Below are 13946 nucleotides of genomic sequence, written 5' to 3'. Positions count from 1 at the left end.
GGGAGCACTATAGCGATCTTGTGTCAGGTCAACTGAGAAAACTGTCGAATGCGTCAGGTTGACTGAGACTGCGCCAGCTCAATTGAGACGGGACACCACCCGCCGAGGGGAGCAGCGGACCCCTCCCGAAAGCGGCTACTTGACATAATGTTCATTATCAAGCAACCGGCATGAACCGTCCGAGCGCGGGCAGACGCCTCAACATGCCTGCCCTGGAGATCACAACCCCCGGTCTCGTCGCACTCACAGGCGTGATCACCGCCCTGGCCATCTGGCTGATCATCCTGGCCGCCCGGCTCACCAGGAACCCGCGCAACCGGCCAGGCGTCAGCATGGACATGGTTGATCAAGCTCGTGAGCTCAAGTCGCTCGGCCAGATCCAGGAAGCCGTGTTCTTCGTACGCGGTGAGACCGGCATGAGCCAGCGGGCCGCCGCCCGCTTCGTCAACCGCCTCTGACCCCCTCCCGGCCCTCAACCTCGACATTTGCTCCCATACCGAACAGAAGCTGAATTCTGTTTGGTATGGGATATAAAGCAGCAAACAGCGCTTAAAGGGGCGCAAGTGTCCCGGACGGGCCGTCCCCGCGCCGGCTCATGCCCGCCCGCGCCCCCCGCTCGCGGTCGAGGCCGTGCGGCGCGCGAGACTGCTATGGGTTCACGCGAGGCCCCCTTGCGCGGGCCGCTCCCCCGGGGGTTGGAGCTCCGGGATGGGGGTTTCGGTTCGGGTGTCACGCACGGTCGTGCTCCCAGCACACGTGGATGTTTCGGGCAAAGTAGGTCAATTAGGGCTGGTCAGGGCGGGTTTTTGTCCGGAACTGTCACCACCAGTCGACGATTCGTGTCAGCATCGAAGGCATGTATGGGCCAAATGGGGCTGTCTTAAATGCATGGGGCCGTAGGGAACGCCCCTCCCGCTGAGCGGTCCCCCGCCCCCGAACCCGTGTCGTTCCCCTTGCCTGGAAAGAAGTCCCCCGTTGCGTATCTTGCTGCTGTGCTCCTCGTTCAACGGCCTGACCCAGCGTTGCTGGCTGGAGCTGCGCCGGGCCGGTCATGACGTCGGTGTCGAGCTGGCCGTGTCGGAGCAGGCGATGGTGGAGGCGGCCGAGCTGGCCAAGCCGGATCTGGTGATCTGCCCGTTCTTGAAGGAGCGGGTGCCTGAGCGGCTGTGGCAGGCGCATCGTACGGTGATCATTCACCCGGGTCCTCCTGGGGACCGGGGGCCGTCGTCGCTGGACTGGGCGATTTTGGAGGCCGAGCCCGAGTGGGGGGTGACGGCGTTGCAGGCGGTGGAGGAGATGGACGCGGGTCCGATCTGGGGTTTCCGGACGTTTGCGATGCCGTCGGAGGCGCCGCGTAAGTCGGCGTTGTACAACGGGCCGGTGGCGGATGCGGCGGTGGAGTTGGTGGCGGAGGTGGCGGCGAAGGCGGCGGATCCGTCGTTCGTGCCGGCGCCGTTGGATTACCGGTCGCCGGAGGTGCGGGGCCGGTTGCGGCGGGCGATGCGGCACTCCGATCGGGAGTTCTCGTGGGAGGAGTCGACGGAGGAGATCGTTCGGCGGGTGCGGGCGGCTGATGGTGCGCCTGGTGGGCGGTCGGTGTTGTGTGAGGTGCCGGTGCGGGTGTTCGACGTGTATCGGGGTCCGGAGCTGGGTGGGCGGCCGGGTGAGGTGGTGGCGCGGCGTGAGGGCGCGGTGCTGGTGAACACGGGTGATGGTTCGGTGTGGGTGGGGCATGTGCGGTTGGAGCAGGAGGGGTCGATCAAGCTTCCGGCGGCGTTGGCGTTGGGTGATCGGGTGGCTTCGGCGCCGGAGCGTTCGGGGTACAGCGAGATCACGTATGACCGTAGTGATGGTGTGGGGGTGGTGAGTTTCGACTTCTACAACGGGGCGATGTCGTCGGATCAGTGCCGGAGGTTGGCGTCGGCGTTGCGGTATGCGGTGGCGCAGGACACGAAGGTGCTGGTGGTGCGGGGTGGGGAGACGTTCTCCAACGGTATTCATCTGAATGTGATCGAGGCGTCGCGTCAGCCGGAGCTGGAGGCGTGGATGAACATCAATGCGATCAACGGGGTGTGCCGGGAGATCGTGGGGTGTACGAGTCAGCTGGTGGTGACGTCGGTCGGGGGGAATGCGGGTGCCGGTGGGGTGATGATGGGTCTGGGGGCGGACCGGGTGATCATCCGGGATTCGGTGGTGTTGAATCCGCATTATCGGACGATGGGGTTGTTCGGGAGTGAGTTCTGGACGTATGTGCTGCCGCGGCGGGTGGGGGCGGAGACGGCGCGGCGGTTGACGCGGCAGGCGTTGCCGGTGGGTGCTGCCGAGGCGGTGGAGTTGGGGTTGGCGGATCGGATGTTGGGGGGTTCGCGGTTGGACTTCGAGCGGCGGGTGCTGGAGTACGCGGAGCGGTTGGCGGTGGATTCGGGTTATGATCGGCTGCTTGCGGGTCGGCGGCAGGTTCGGGAAGTGGATGAGCGGCGTAGGCCGTTGGATGCGTACCGGGCCGAGGAGCTGGCGGAGATGAGCCGGGACATGTTCGACGATCGGCATGAGTTCCGGGCGGCGCGGCGGGGGTTCGTGCATAAGGTGCGGGCGCAGGCGACTCCGGAGCATTTGGTGCGTCTTGGTGGGTTGTCCGGCGCGTCGGCGTCTGCTGGGGCTGGGGCATCTCATATGTGAGATATGGTCTCGTGTTGTGTCAGATGATTACCTTGTACGGATCGGCCGGTTGATCCGGGATGCGCGCCAGCATCGTGGTTGGACGCAGCTGCAGTTGGCGGATGCTCTGGCGACGTCGCAGAGCGCGGTCAACCGGATCGAGCGCGGCAACCAGAACATCAGTCTTGAGATGATCGCCCGGATCGGTGAGGCGCTCGACAGTGAGATCGTCTCGCTGGGTTATGCGGGGCCGATGCATCTGCGGGTGGTGGGCGGTCGCCGGCTGTCGGGCAGCATCGATGTCAAGACGTCGAAGAACGCGTGCGTGGCGTTGTTGTGCGCGTCGTTGCTGAATTCGGGGCGGACGATCCTGCGCAAGGTGGCGCGGATCGAGGAGGTCTACCGGATCCTGGAGGTGCTGGCCTCGATCGGGGTGCGGGCCCGGTGGATCAACGAGGGCAGCGATCTGGAGATCGTTCCTCCGGCCCGGCTGGAGCTGGAGGCGATGGACACGGAGGCGGCGCGCCGTACCAGGAGCGTGATCATGTTCCTGGGGCCGCTGATGCACCGTACGGAGCAGTTCCAGATCCCCTATGCGGGGGGCTGTGATCTGGGGACGCGTACGGTGCAGCCGCACATGTCGGCGCTGAAGCATTTCGGGCTGGACATCACGGCGACGGGCGGCTTCTATCACGCGCGGGTGGATCGGGGGGCGGCGCCGTCGCGGCCGATCGTGTTGACCGAGCGGGGTGACACGGTGACGGAGAACGCGCTGCTGGCGGCGGCGCGGCACGACGGGGTGACGGTGATCCGTAACGCCTCCTCCAACTACATGGTGCAGGATCTGTGCTTCTTCCTGGAGCAGCTCGGGGTGCGCGTGGAGGGGGTGGGGACGACGACGTTGACGGTGCACGGCCTGCCGGAGATCGAGCGGGATGTCGACTACTCCCCCTCTGAGGATCCGGTGGAGGCGATGAGCCTGCTGGCGGCGGCGGTGGTGACGTCGTCGGAGCTGACGATCTGCCGGGTGCCGGTGGAGTTCCTGGAGATCGAGCTGGCGGTGCTCGAGGAGATGGGCCTCGATTGTGATCGGGGGCGGGAGTATGCGGCGGCCAACGGTCGGACGCGGCTGGTGGATCTGACGGTGCGGCCGTCGAAGCTGGTCTCCCCCATCGACAAGATCCATCCGATGCCGTTCCCTGGGCTGAACATCGACAATGTGCCGTTCTTCGCGGCGATCGCGGCTTCGGCGCAGGGCTCGACGTTGATCCATGACTGGGTCTACGACAATCGGGCGATCTATCTGACGGAGCTGACGCGGCTGGGGGCGTCGGTGAAGCTGCTGGATCCGCATCGGGTGCTGGTGGAGGGTCCGACGCGGTGGCGCAGCGCGGAGATGATGTGCCCGCCGGCGTTGCGGCCGGCGGTGGTGGTGCTGCTGGCGATGATGGCGGCGGAGGGCACGTCGGTGTTGCGGAACGTGTACGTGATCAACCGCGGGTATGAGGATCTGGCGGAGCGGCTGAACGCTCTGGGGGCGCGGATCGAGACCTTCCGCGACATCTAGGGCGTCGGTCCTGGGCGTGCGCCTCTGCCTGTGTGGAGGCGCCCGCCGGGGGGCGGTGTTTCTGTCGGTGCCGGTCGCTACCGTCGTGCTTGGTTCGTCGTGCGCGAGGGAAGGGGTGGCCGGTGCGGCCTGCGGAGCTCGACCGGTTGACGGTGGCGGAGGCGGGTGACCGCTATGTGGAGCTGGTGCGGGCGCGGACGGTGACGGGGGCGTTGTCGTCGTCGACGGCCGAGGTGTATGCGCGGGATGTGGCGACGCTGGTGGAGTTGGCCGGCGTGGATGCGGTGCTGGACGATCTGACGGGCGCGGATGTGGATGCGCTGCTGCTGGCGTTCGCCCGCCGGCCGGATGGGCGGCTGCGTACTCCGAGTGGGGGGCAGTCGCCGTCGTCTCAGGCGCGGTTTCGGCGGTCGATCTCGGCGTTGTTCAAGCATGCGACGCTGGCGGGCTGGGTGCAGATCAATCCGATGACGGCTTCGACGGTGACGTCGAAGGAGCGTGGGGGGTTGCGGCCGCAGCGGCGGGCGTTGACGCGGGAGCAGGCGCAGGGGCTGATCGGGGCGGCGCGGACGTTGGGGGATGTTCCCCCGCCGGAGGGCAAGCGGCGTGATCAGCGTACGGAGTTGCGTGATGCGGTGATCGTGCTGTTGCTGGCGACGATGGGGCCGCGGGTGTCGGAGTTGGTGCGGGCGAATGTGGAGGATTTCTTCACCAACGACGGGGTGCGGTATTGGCGGATCTTCGGCAAGGGCGGGCGGACGCGGGATGTGCCGTTGCCGGATGATGTGGCGGCGGTGTTGCAGGAGTATCTGGCGCGGGGGCGGCCGGCGGCGGCGGAGAAGGCGTTGCTGTTGTCGTGGCGGGGGCGGCGGCTGGCGCGGGGGGATGTGCAGGCGGTGATCGATCGGGTGCAGCAGCGGGTGGATCCTGATCAGCGGCGTTCGGTGACGCCGCATGGGTTGCGGCATACGACGGCGACACATTTGCTGGCCGACGCGGTGGACATGGATGCGGTGCGGCGGGTGCTGGGGCACAGTGATCTGGCGACGTTGGGGCGGTATCGGGATGAGCTGCCGGGTGAGCTGGAGGTGGCGATGCGTGCTCATCCGTTGTTGCGCGGCCGCTGAGGTCGGGGGGCGCTCCCCCGGTCCGCGGGGTGGATAACTATCCCGGTATTTGTATCCCTGGGTATAGAGTGGGTGTCATGGTACGACCTCCGCTGACTCTCGAGGAGCGGCTGCGTGGCGAGCAGCTGGGCTTGGTGCTGCGCCGGGCCCGTGGCGAGCGCAGCATCGTCGAGGTGGCCGCTGCGGCGGGGATGTCGGCCGAGACCCTTCGCAAGATCGAGACCGGCCGGATCGCCACGCCTGCGTTCTTCACGATCGCCGCGCTGGCTGATGTGCTCGGCATTTCGCTCGATCACCTGGCCACGCGCTCCACTCCTGCCGCCACCTGACCTGCCGTCCGGCCGGGACGATGGTGGGGCTCTGCCCTGCCGTGCCCGCATGCCTGCGGCGGCGGTTTGACCCTGACGCAGGGTCAATCTCTCACCATGGTCGGCATGACCAAGGAAACCAGTGCGATCGAGGTGGCCGGGCTGCGCAAGGCGTACGGCGATCTCGAGGTGATCGCCGGAGTCGACCTGAGCGTTCCCGCGGGCACCGTCTATGCCCTGCTCGGCCCCAACGGGGCCGGTAAGACCACCACGGTGCGGATCCTGTCCACGTTGCTGCCCGCTGATGCCGGGCAGGCCCGGGTGGCCGGGTACGACGTGCGCCGCGAGGCCGAGCGGGTGCGCGCGTCGATCGGGGTGACGGGGCAGTTCTCGGCCGTGGAGGAGTTGCTGACCGGGCGGGAGAATCTGCGGCTGATGGCCGATCTGGGCCATCTGGACCGGCGGCGGGCCGAGAGCGTGGTGGGGCGGTTGCTGGAGCGGTTCGATCTGGTGGGTGCCGCCGACCGGCGCGCGGTGACGTACTCGGGCGGCATGAAGCGGCGGCTGGACCTGGCGATGACCCTGGTGGCGGGGCCGCGGCTGATCTTTCTGGACGAGCCGACCACCGGTCTGGACCCGCGTAGCCGCCGTGACCTGTGGGGCATCGTGCGGGAGCTGGTGGCCGGCGGGGTCACCGTCTTCCTCACCACCCAGTACCTGGAGGAGGCCGACCAGCTGGCCGATCGGATCGGGGTGCTGGACGGGGGCCGGCTGGTCGCCGAGGGCAGCGCGGCCGAGTTGAAGCGGCTGGTCCCCGGTGGTCACGTCGAGCTGCAGGTCGCCGACGGTGAGCGGGTGGCGGAGCTGGCGCGCCGGTTGCCCGGAGCGGTCCCGGACGCCGGGGCGCTCACCGTGACCGTGCCGCATGACGGCAGTCTCGCGGCGCTGCGGCGGCTGCTGGACGGGATCGGCGACGACGGCGCGGTCACCGGGCTGGCCGTGCGGACCCCGGATCTGGACGACGTGTTCCTGGCCCTCACCGGCCGTCCCGCCGCCGAGGAGGTGCCGGCATGAGCGGCGTCACCTACGCCGTCCGTGACTCGGCGACCATGCTGCGGCGCAACCTGAGGCGCATGGCCCGCTACCCGTCGATGACGCTGATGCTGGTCGGCCAGCCGCTGCTGTTCCTGCTGCTGTTCGTCTACGTGTTCGGCGGCACCATGGGCGCCGGCCTGCCGGGAGCGGCGGCGGGGGGTCGCGGCGACTATCTGACGTTCATCACGCCCGGGATCTTGATGATGACGGTGGCGAGCGTGTCCATCGGGACGGCGGTCCTGGTGGCCACCGACATGACGAACGGGATCATCGACCGGTTCCGGACGATGGCCATCGCCAAGGTCTCGGTGCTCACCGGTCATGTGCTGGGTGCGATGATCCAGACGGCGTTCGCGCTCGTGGTGGTCGTGGGGGTGGCGTTCCTGATCGGTCTGGACAGCGGCGCGTCGGTGCTGCAGTGGTCGGGCCTGGCCGCTCTGCTGGCGCTGGTGTCGTTGGCGATGACGTGGTTCGCCGTGGCGCTGGGGCTGGCCAGTCCGGACCCGGAGACCGCGAGCAACCTGCCGATGATCTTCGTGTTGCTGCCGTTCGTGGGCAGCGGGTTCGTACCGGTCGCGTCGATGCCGTCGGGGTTGCGGTGGTTCGCCGAGCATCAGCCGTTCACGCCGATCATGGACGCCTTCCGCGGCCTGCTGGCCGGGTCGCCGGCGGGGCCGGACGTGCTGTGGGCCGTGGGCTGGTGCGCGGTGATCGGGTCGGCCGGGTATGCGTGGTCGCGGCGCCTCTACCGGACCCGCGCCGCGCACTAGGAGACTGCGCACTAGGAGACCGGGCGCTGGGAGACTGGGATGATGCTGACCATCGGCGAGCTGGCGTCGTATGCCGGGGTGACGGTGCGCGCGGTGCGGCACTATCACGCCAAGGGGTTGCTGCCGGAGCCGGAGCGGGACCATTCCGGCTATCGCCGGTACGGCGCGAGCGCCGTGGTCGAGCTGATCAAGATCCGGACGCTCGCCGGGGCCGGGGTGCCGCTGGGGCGGGTGCGGGAGCTGCTGCGGGCCGATGAGGAGGAGTTCGCCGCGGCGGTCGCGGACATCGACCGGCGGCTGCGGGCGGAGATCCGGCAGCGGCAGCGGCTGCGGGAGCGGATCGCCCGGCTCGCCGCCGGGGACCAGCTGGTGCTGCCGCCGGAGGTGGTGGAGTTTCTCGACCGGCTGCGGGCGCTCGGGGTGGACGAGCGGATCGTGGAGGTCGAGCGTGACGGCTGGATCCCGCTGGCGGCGCACTCCCCCGAGCGGGTGGCGGAGTGGGTGGCGCGCAAGCGGGAGCAGCTCGCCGACCCGCAGCTCGTCGACTTCTACCTCACCCTGGGCCGGGCGCTGGACTGGAGCGCCGGGGACCCGAGGCTGGCCGAGCTGGCCGACGAGCTGGCCTCCTACATCACGCGGATGGCCGAGGAGCAGGGTGAGGACTACGTGGACGTGGCGGGTGTCGAGCCGCCGTTCGTCCAGTTGATGGACGATCTGGCGTTCGATTCGGCGCCGCCGGCCCGCCGGCTGATCGAGCTGCTGAAGGAGCGCGGCTGGACGGGCTGGACCCGGCTCGAGCGCGTGGACGCACCGCCCCGGGCGGGGCGGCGTTCCCGGTGACGGCGAGCCGGGCACCCGGCCGAAGGTGTCGTTCTTCAGCGCCGGGTGCCGCCGTCAGGGCTGGGTACGCCGGGCCGGGTGAGGCGTTCGGGATCGACGATCTTGTCGTAGAGGTCCGCGGAGATGCCGCATTGGAGCGCCGCTTCCTTGAGCGGCAGGCCCTTGTCGAGGGCGTGGTGGGCGATACGGGCGGCCCGGTCGTAGCCGACGACGGGGCTGAGCGCGGTCACCATCATGATCGAGTGTTCGATGTTGTGGTGCAGCGTCTCGGTGTTCAGCCGGGCCCCTTCGACCAGGTAGGTGCGGAAGTGGTCCATCATGTCGGCCAGGATGCGCGCGGAGTGCAGCACGTTCCTGATGATGACGGGGCGGAAGGCGTTCAGCTCGAAGTTGCCCTCGCCGCCGGCCATCGAGACGGCGGTGTCGTTGCCCGCCACCTGGATGGCGACCATCAGCATGGCTTCGGCCTGGGTCGGGTTGACCTTGCCCGGCATGATCGACGAGCCCGGCTCGTTGGCCGGCAGGATCAGCTCGCGCAGGCCGGTACGGGGTCCGGAGCCCAGCCAGCGCAGGTCGTTGGCGAACTTGAACAGCGGCACGGTCAGGGTGCGCAGCGCCGCCGAGGCGCGTACCAGGTCGTCGCAGGAGGCCTGGGCGGCGAATTTGTTGGGCGCGCTGACGAAGGGCCGCCCGGTGAGCTCGGCGATCCGCGCGGTCACCTGTTCGCCGAACTCCGGCGGGGCGTTCAGCCCGGTGCCGACCGCGGTGCCGCCGACGGCCAGCCGGTACAGGCCGGTACGGGTGCGTTGGAGGTGGTCGATGGCGTCGCCGAGCTGGGCGGCGTAGCCGGACCATTCCTGGCCGACGGTCAGCGGGGTGGCGTCTTCCAGATGGGTGCGCCCGATCTTGACCACGTGCGCCCATTCACGGCTTTTGGTCTCGGCGCTGTCGCGCAGTCTGGCGGCGGCGGGCAGCACGTGGTCGTCGACGGCCTCGGCGGCGGCGATGTGCATGGCGGTGATGAAGGTGTCGTTGGAGGACTGGCCCATGTTCACGTGATCGTTCGGGTGGATCGGGTCCTTGCTGCCCAGCCGCCCGCCGACGAGCTGGATCGCCCGGTTGGAGATCACCTCGTTGACGTTCATGTTGGACTGGGTGCCCGAGCCGGTCTGCCACACGTACAGCGGGAACTCGCCGTCCAGGTCGCCGCGGATGACCTCGTCGGCGACGCGGCTGATCAGGTCGGCCTGCCACTGGGGCAGGCGGCCCGCGCGGGCGTTGACGATCGCGGCGGCCTTCTTGATGTAGCCGTAGGCGTGGTAGACGGCTTTGGGCATGCGGTCGTCGCCGATGTCGAAGTGGATCAGCGACCGTTGGGTCTGGGCGCCCCAGTAGTGTCCGGCCGGGACCTCGATCTCTCCGAGCGAGTCGCTTTCCGTGCGGGTGCCGGTCTCGTGCAGCCCGATGGGCACGTCCCGGACGCGCGGCGTGCTCATCGGCCGTTCCCGCGGACGGCGCGGTAGGCCGGCTGCCACATCGCGTCGTGGACCTGTTGCACCGTGTCGCGCAGCGTGGTGCGGGCCAGGTGCTCCTCGGCCGCCCGGTTGGCGACGGCCACGGCCACCGTGGCCGAGACCTCGCGCAGATTGTCCACCTGGGGCAGCAGCGAGGCGCCCTTGGCCGAGACGTCGACCATGCCGGCGACGGCTTCGGCGGCCGCCTGCAGCATGCCGGAGCTGACCCGGCGGGCTCGCGAGACCACCACGCCCAGCCCCAGCCCTGGATACAGCAGGGCGTTGTTGGCCTGGGCGATGACGTAGGTGACGGTCTTGTGGGTGATCGGCTCGACCGGGATGCCGGTGGCGATCAGGGCGCGGCCGCCGGTCCAGCGGATCAGGTCGGCGGGCATCGCCTCGATGCGTTCGGTCGGGTTGGAGATCGGGAAGATGATCGGCCGCTCGACCTGCGCGGCCATCGAGCGCACGATCTCCTCGGTGAACGCGCCGTGGGCGGTGGAGGTGCCCAGCAGCATGGTCGGCTTGACCCGCCGGACGACCTCGGCCAGCGAGATGCCGTGCTCGTCCCGGGACCAGCCGGCGACCTCGTCGCGGGGGCGGGCGTAGGGCTGCTGGTAGTCGCGCAGGCCGGTCATGTCGTCGATGAGCAGGCCCTGCTTGTCGATGGGCCAGATCCGCCGGGTGGCGGTGTCGTGGTCCAGGCCGTCGCGGATCATCGCGTCGCGCAGCTGGTCGGCGTTGCCGATGCCGGCGGTTCCGGCGCCGAAGATCACGATCCGCTGGTCGCGCATCGGCGTCGCGGATACGCGGACGGCGCCGAGCATGGCGGCCAGCACGATGGCGCCGGTGCCCTGCATGTCGTCGTTGAAGGTGCAGATGCGCTCGGTGTACTTCTCCAGGATCCGCCGGGCGTTGGAGGGGCCGAAGTCCTCCCAGTGCAGCAGGGCGCCGGGGAACATCCGGGTGGCCGTGGTGACGTAGGCGTCGATGAAGTCGTCGTAGCGCTGTCCCCGCACGCGCGAGTGCCGGTTGCCGATGTAGGTGGGGTCGTTCAGGAGTGCCTCGTTGTCGGTGCCGACGTCGAGGGCGACCGGGATGACGCGGGCGGGGTCGATGCCCGCGGCGGCGGTGTAGACGGCCAGTTTGCCGGCCGCGATGCCGGCCCCGCCGCCCACTCCCCAGTCGCCGATGCCCAGGATCTCCTCGGCGTCGGAGGCCACGATGAGATCGACGTCGTCCGGGCCCAGCTGGAGGCTCTGGAACGCCCGCTCGATCCCGTCCACGTCGTCGATCGACAGGTACACCCCTCGCGGGCGGCGGTACTCGTGGCTGTAGGTGCGGATCGCCTCGGCCACCGTGGGGTCGTAGACGATGGGCAGCATCTCGCGCAGGTGGTCGCTCAGCAGCCGGTAGTAGAGCACTTCGTTGCGGTCGCGCAGCGCTTCCAGGTAGACGTTCTTGAGCAGGTTCGTCTGCTGCCGCCCGTACTGCACGTACGTGCGGCGTACCTGCTCCTCCAGCGTCTCGACCGCCGGTGGGAGCAGGCCCTGCAGTCCCAGCTCGGCCCGCTCCTGCGGGGAGAAGGCCGTGCCCTTGTTCAGCAGCGGCTCCCGCAGCACCGCGAGCCCGCGCAGGGACGTCACGAAGCTCCCGTCCGGCTGCTCGGCGAACATCGGGCTCGGCAGGTCCGGCTTCCTCTTGCCCGGTGACATGGTCGTCCCCCTCCTGAGCATCTGGGACGAAGGCTGCCATCCCCTTTCTGCCCTTCCCCTGCCACGGGGGTGGATGCCGCGCCGAAGTCAGGACCATCCCCTATGTCGGCAAATGACCCATTATGGACCGCACCATGCCTGGGCTCTCAGAGGATCTCGAGGGCGTCGCCGGGGAGCGTCGGCGTCCGCCACAGCTCGTGGGCCGGGGGTGACCAGTCGCAGGCGAAGGGGCCCCGCCGGGTCTCGACGAGTCCGACGACCTCCTCGCGGGCCGCGGTGACGTGCCGGTGCACCCGGTCGTCGATGAGCCCGAGCCGTCTGCCGTGCCGATATTCGTCTTCGTCCTTCCACCGGTGCCGGGACAGGTCGGGTTCGACGATCAGGTCGAGCAGCAGGTCGAAGGTGTCGATGCCCAGGCGGGTGCGCTGTTTGGGCAGGTCGAAGTCGATGTACCAGGTCAGTGGCCGGTGGTCGGCGTCGAAGAACTGGCGGACGGTGAAGTGTTTGTCGATGCCGTACCAGCTGCGCACGACGGTGCCCCGCCAGGTCCACCAGCCGAGCTCCCACCGGCCCGAGGCCAGCTCGTCGATCGTCTGCTCGCGGCGGCTGCCGCCGTTGAGGAAGGAGGTGATCCAGGTGGTCGAGGCGAGGCTCTTCAGCCCCGGCCAGCCCGCCACCACGAAGTACTCGTCGGTGTCCTGGAGGACCCGGTACGGCGCGGCCGTCCACACCTTGCCGTTCCAGACGTGGCGGCGTACCGCCGTGGCGCCCTCGTCGAAGCGGGTGTTCCCGTCGGCTGTCATGCGTTCGATCATGCCCGGATGAGCCCGCGTGTGCGTGGCGCGGGTGGGGGCTGGTGCAATGGCGGGCATGAGTGTGGTGCGTTCGCTGGTGTTGTTCGTGTTGGCCGCCCTGTTCGAGATCGGCGGGGCGTGGCTGGTGTGGCAGGGGGTGCGGGAGCAGCGTGGGCTGGTGTGGGCGGGCGCGGGGGTGATCGCGCTGGGCCTGTACGGGTTCGTGGCCACGTTGCAGCCGGATGCGCATTTCGGGCGGATTCTGGCCGCGTACGGCGGGGTGTTCGTGGCGGGGTCGCTGCTGTGGGGTGTGGTGGCCGACGGGTTCCGGCCGGATCGGTGGGACATCGTGGGGGCGCTGCTGTGCCTGGTGGGCGTCCTGGTGATCATGTACGCGCCCCGGGGCTGACGGGTCCGGGCGGGCGCGTCGCCGCGCCCGGACCCGTGAGGCCGGTCTCAGCCGAGGCGGGAGACCTGGTAGTGGCTGATGAGCCAATCGGCCTGCGAGCGCTTCAGCAGGACGAGGAGGTTGACGCTGACCGTGGGCCGGTCGGTGAACGAGAAGTCGACGCTCAGGTAGCCGAGCACGATGTCGTCGCACAGGCGCCGGCTTTCCAGGACGTGGTACGCGGCCGACAGGCCGGCAGGCTGGGATGCGTAGTAGTCGGCGACTCCCTGCCGTCCCACGCTGTAGGGGCGAAGCCCCTGGAAGATCGCGTCCTCGGTGAACACCGACGCGACCCGATCCGGCTGGTGGCCGTCGACGCCTGCCTTCCACCGGTCGAGCACGCCACGCAGGATCGTTTCGGTGTCTGTCATAGCGCTGTTCTCCCTCAGTGGCCGGCGCTCATGCCGCCGTCGACGTGGAGGATCTCGCCGGTGACGAACGGGGCGTTCTCCAGGTAGGTCACCGCGTCCACGATGTCGCCCGGCTCCCCCATCCGGCCGACCGGGTGCAGGCCGGCGAGGATCTCATGGGTGGCCTCGGGGTGCATGGGCGTCTTGATGGTGCCGGGCGAGACGGCGTTGACGCGGATGCCGCGAGTGGCGTACTCGATGGCGAGGGACTTGGTGGCGGACTGCAGTCCGCCCTTGGTCAGCGAGGCCAGGACGGAGGGGACCCGGGCGTCGGCGTTGTCGACCAGGCTCGTGGTGACGTTGACGATGTGGCCGCCGCCCTGGGTGAGCATCCGCTCGACGGCCAGCTGGGTGATGCGGAAGAAGCCGGCGAGGTTCACGCCGATCACGGCGGCGTAGTCGCCCTGGGTGTAGTCGGTGAAGGGCTTGGCGACGAAGATTCCGGCGTTGTTGACCAGGGTGTCGATGCGGCCGAACCGCTCCACGCCGGCGCTGATGACACGTTCGGCGGTGACGGGGTCGGCGATGTCGCCCTGGACGGTCAGGACGTCGGCGTCGTTGGAGGGGGTGATGGTGCGGGAGGTGGCGACGACGGCGTAGCCGAGCTTGCGGTAGGCGTCGAGGAGGTGGGCGCCGATGCCTTGCGAGCCGCCGGTGATGACTGCGACCTTCTGGGTGCTCATGATGACCTTCTCCGGGA

At 69.2% G+C, this 13946-nt stretch carries 14 protein-coding genes; 9 read left to right on the top strand and 5 right to left on the bottom strand.

The features are described 5' to 3' along the window. Nucleotides 1–170 precede the first annotated feature (170 nt). The 8 genes from AB0L65_RS43160 (at nt 171) to AB0L65_RS43125 (ending at nt 8365) form a co-directional block, all read left to right on the top strand. Nucleotides 171–458 (top strand): hypothetical protein, encoded by a 288-nt coding sequence (locus AB0L65_RS43160; protein WP_364258447.1) that lies wholly within the window; start codon nt 171–173, stop codon nt 456–458. Nucleotides 459–975: 517 nt separating this feature from the next. Next, nucleotides 976–2679, top strand: coding sequence for an enoyl-CoA hydratase-related protein (locus tag AB0L65_RS43155; protein ID WP_364258445.1), 1704 nt, complete (start codon nt 976–978; stop codon nt 2677–2679). Beyond that, complete coding sequence (locus AB0L65_RS43150; RefSeq protein ID WP_364258442.1) at nt 2627–4225, top strand: UDP-N-acetylglucosamine 1-carboxyvinyltransferase; 1599 nt, start codon at nt 2627–2629, stop codon at nt 4223–4225. Before AB0L65_RS43155 ends, AB0L65_RS43150 begins: the two co-directional genes overlap by 53 nt. A 122-nt stretch (nt 4226–4347) precedes the next feature. After that, nucleotides 4348–5352: a tyrosine-type recombinase/integrase gene (locus AB0L65_RS43145; RefSeq protein WP_364258439.1), complete on the top strand. Its 1005-nt coding sequence runs from the start codon at nt 4348–4350 to the stop codon at nt 5350–5352. A gap of 77 nt (nt 5353–5429) precedes the next feature. Next, nucleotides 5430–5681, top strand: coding sequence for a helix-turn-helix transcriptional regulator (locus tag AB0L65_RS43140; RefSeq protein ID WP_364258436.1), 252 nt, complete (start codon nt 5430–5432; stop codon nt 5679–5681). Between the two features lie 105 nt (nt 5682–5786). Continuing rightward, complete coding sequence (locus AB0L65_RS43135; RefSeq protein WP_364258434.1) at nt 5787–6734, top strand: ATP-binding cassette domain-containing protein; 948 nt, start codon at nt 5787–5789, stop codon at nt 6732–6734. Then, a complete protein-coding gene (locus AB0L65_RS43130) occupies nt 6731–7525 on the top strand; it encodes an ABC transporter permease (protein WP_364258431.1) in 795 nt (264 codons plus the stop codon). The genes AB0L65_RS43135 and AB0L65_RS43130 overlap by 4 nt, the downstream gene beginning before the upstream one ends. A gap of 39 nt (nt 7526–7564) precedes the next feature. After that, complete coding sequence (locus AB0L65_RS43125; RefSeq protein WP_364258428.1) at nt 7565–8365, top strand: MerR family transcriptional regulator; 801 nt, start codon at nt 7565–7567, stop codon at nt 8363–8365. Nucleotides 8366–8400: 35 nt separating this feature from the next. Here AB0L65_RS43125 and AB0L65_RS43120 read toward each other — a convergent pair whose 3' ends face one another. From AB0L65_RS43120 to AB0L65_RS43110, 3 genes are all read right to left on the bottom strand, one after another. Then, complete coding sequence (locus AB0L65_RS43120; RefSeq protein ID WP_364258426.1) at nt 8401–9861, bottom strand: class II fumarate hydratase; 1461 nt, start codon at nt 9859–9861, stop codon at nt 8401–8403. After that, entirely contained in the window at nt 9858–11594 is a 1737-nt protein-coding gene (locus tag AB0L65_RS43115; RefSeq protein ID WP_364258423.1) for an NAD-dependent malic enzyme, read from the bottom strand. Before AB0L65_RS43115 ends, AB0L65_RS43120 begins: the two co-directional genes overlap by 4 nt. Before the next feature lie 146 nt (nt 11595–11740). Beyond that, the gene (locus tag AB0L65_RS43110) at nt 11741–12397 is read right to left on the bottom strand and encodes a DUF402 domain-containing protein (RefSeq protein ID WP_364258420.1); all 657 of its coding nucleotides are present in this window, start codon (nt 12395–12397) and stop codon (nt 11741–11743) included. A 67-nt stretch (nt 12398–12464) separates the two neighbouring features. Between AB0L65_RS43110 and AB0L65_RS43105 the strand changes: the two genes are divergently transcribed. After that, nucleotides 12465–12797, top strand: a complete 333-nt coding sequence (locus AB0L65_RS43105) for a YnfA family protein (RefSeq protein WP_364258418.1) — start codon at nt 12465–12467, stop codon at nt 12795–12797. A 47-nt stretch (nt 12798–12844) separates the two neighbouring features. Here the strand turns inward: AB0L65_RS43105 and AB0L65_RS43100 are convergent, their stop codons facing one another. Together AB0L65_RS43100 and AB0L65_RS43095 are read right to left on the bottom strand one after the other, a co-directional pair. Next, nucleotides 12845–13207, bottom strand: a complete 363-nt coding sequence (locus AB0L65_RS43100) for a nuclear transport factor 2 family protein (RefSeq protein WP_364258415.1) — start codon at nt 13205–13207, stop codon at nt 12845–12847. Between the two features lie 14 nt (nt 13208–13221). Next, complete coding sequence (locus tag AB0L65_RS43095) at nt 13222–13929, bottom strand: SDR family oxidoreductase (RefSeq protein ID WP_364258412.1); 708 nt, start codon at nt 13927–13929, stop codon at nt 13222–13224. Between the last annotated feature and the right edge of the window lie 17 nt (nt 13930–13946).

Source organism: Nonomuraea sp. NPDC052116, from assembly GCF_040680035.1.
GTDB classification, from domain to species: Bacteria; Actinomycetota; Actinomycetes; order Streptosporangiales; family Streptosporangiaceae; genus Nonomuraea; species Nonomuraea angiospora_A.
The sequence above is the reverse complement of the archived record's forward strand: the minus strand, read 5'-3'. Positions and strand labels throughout refer to the sequence as shown.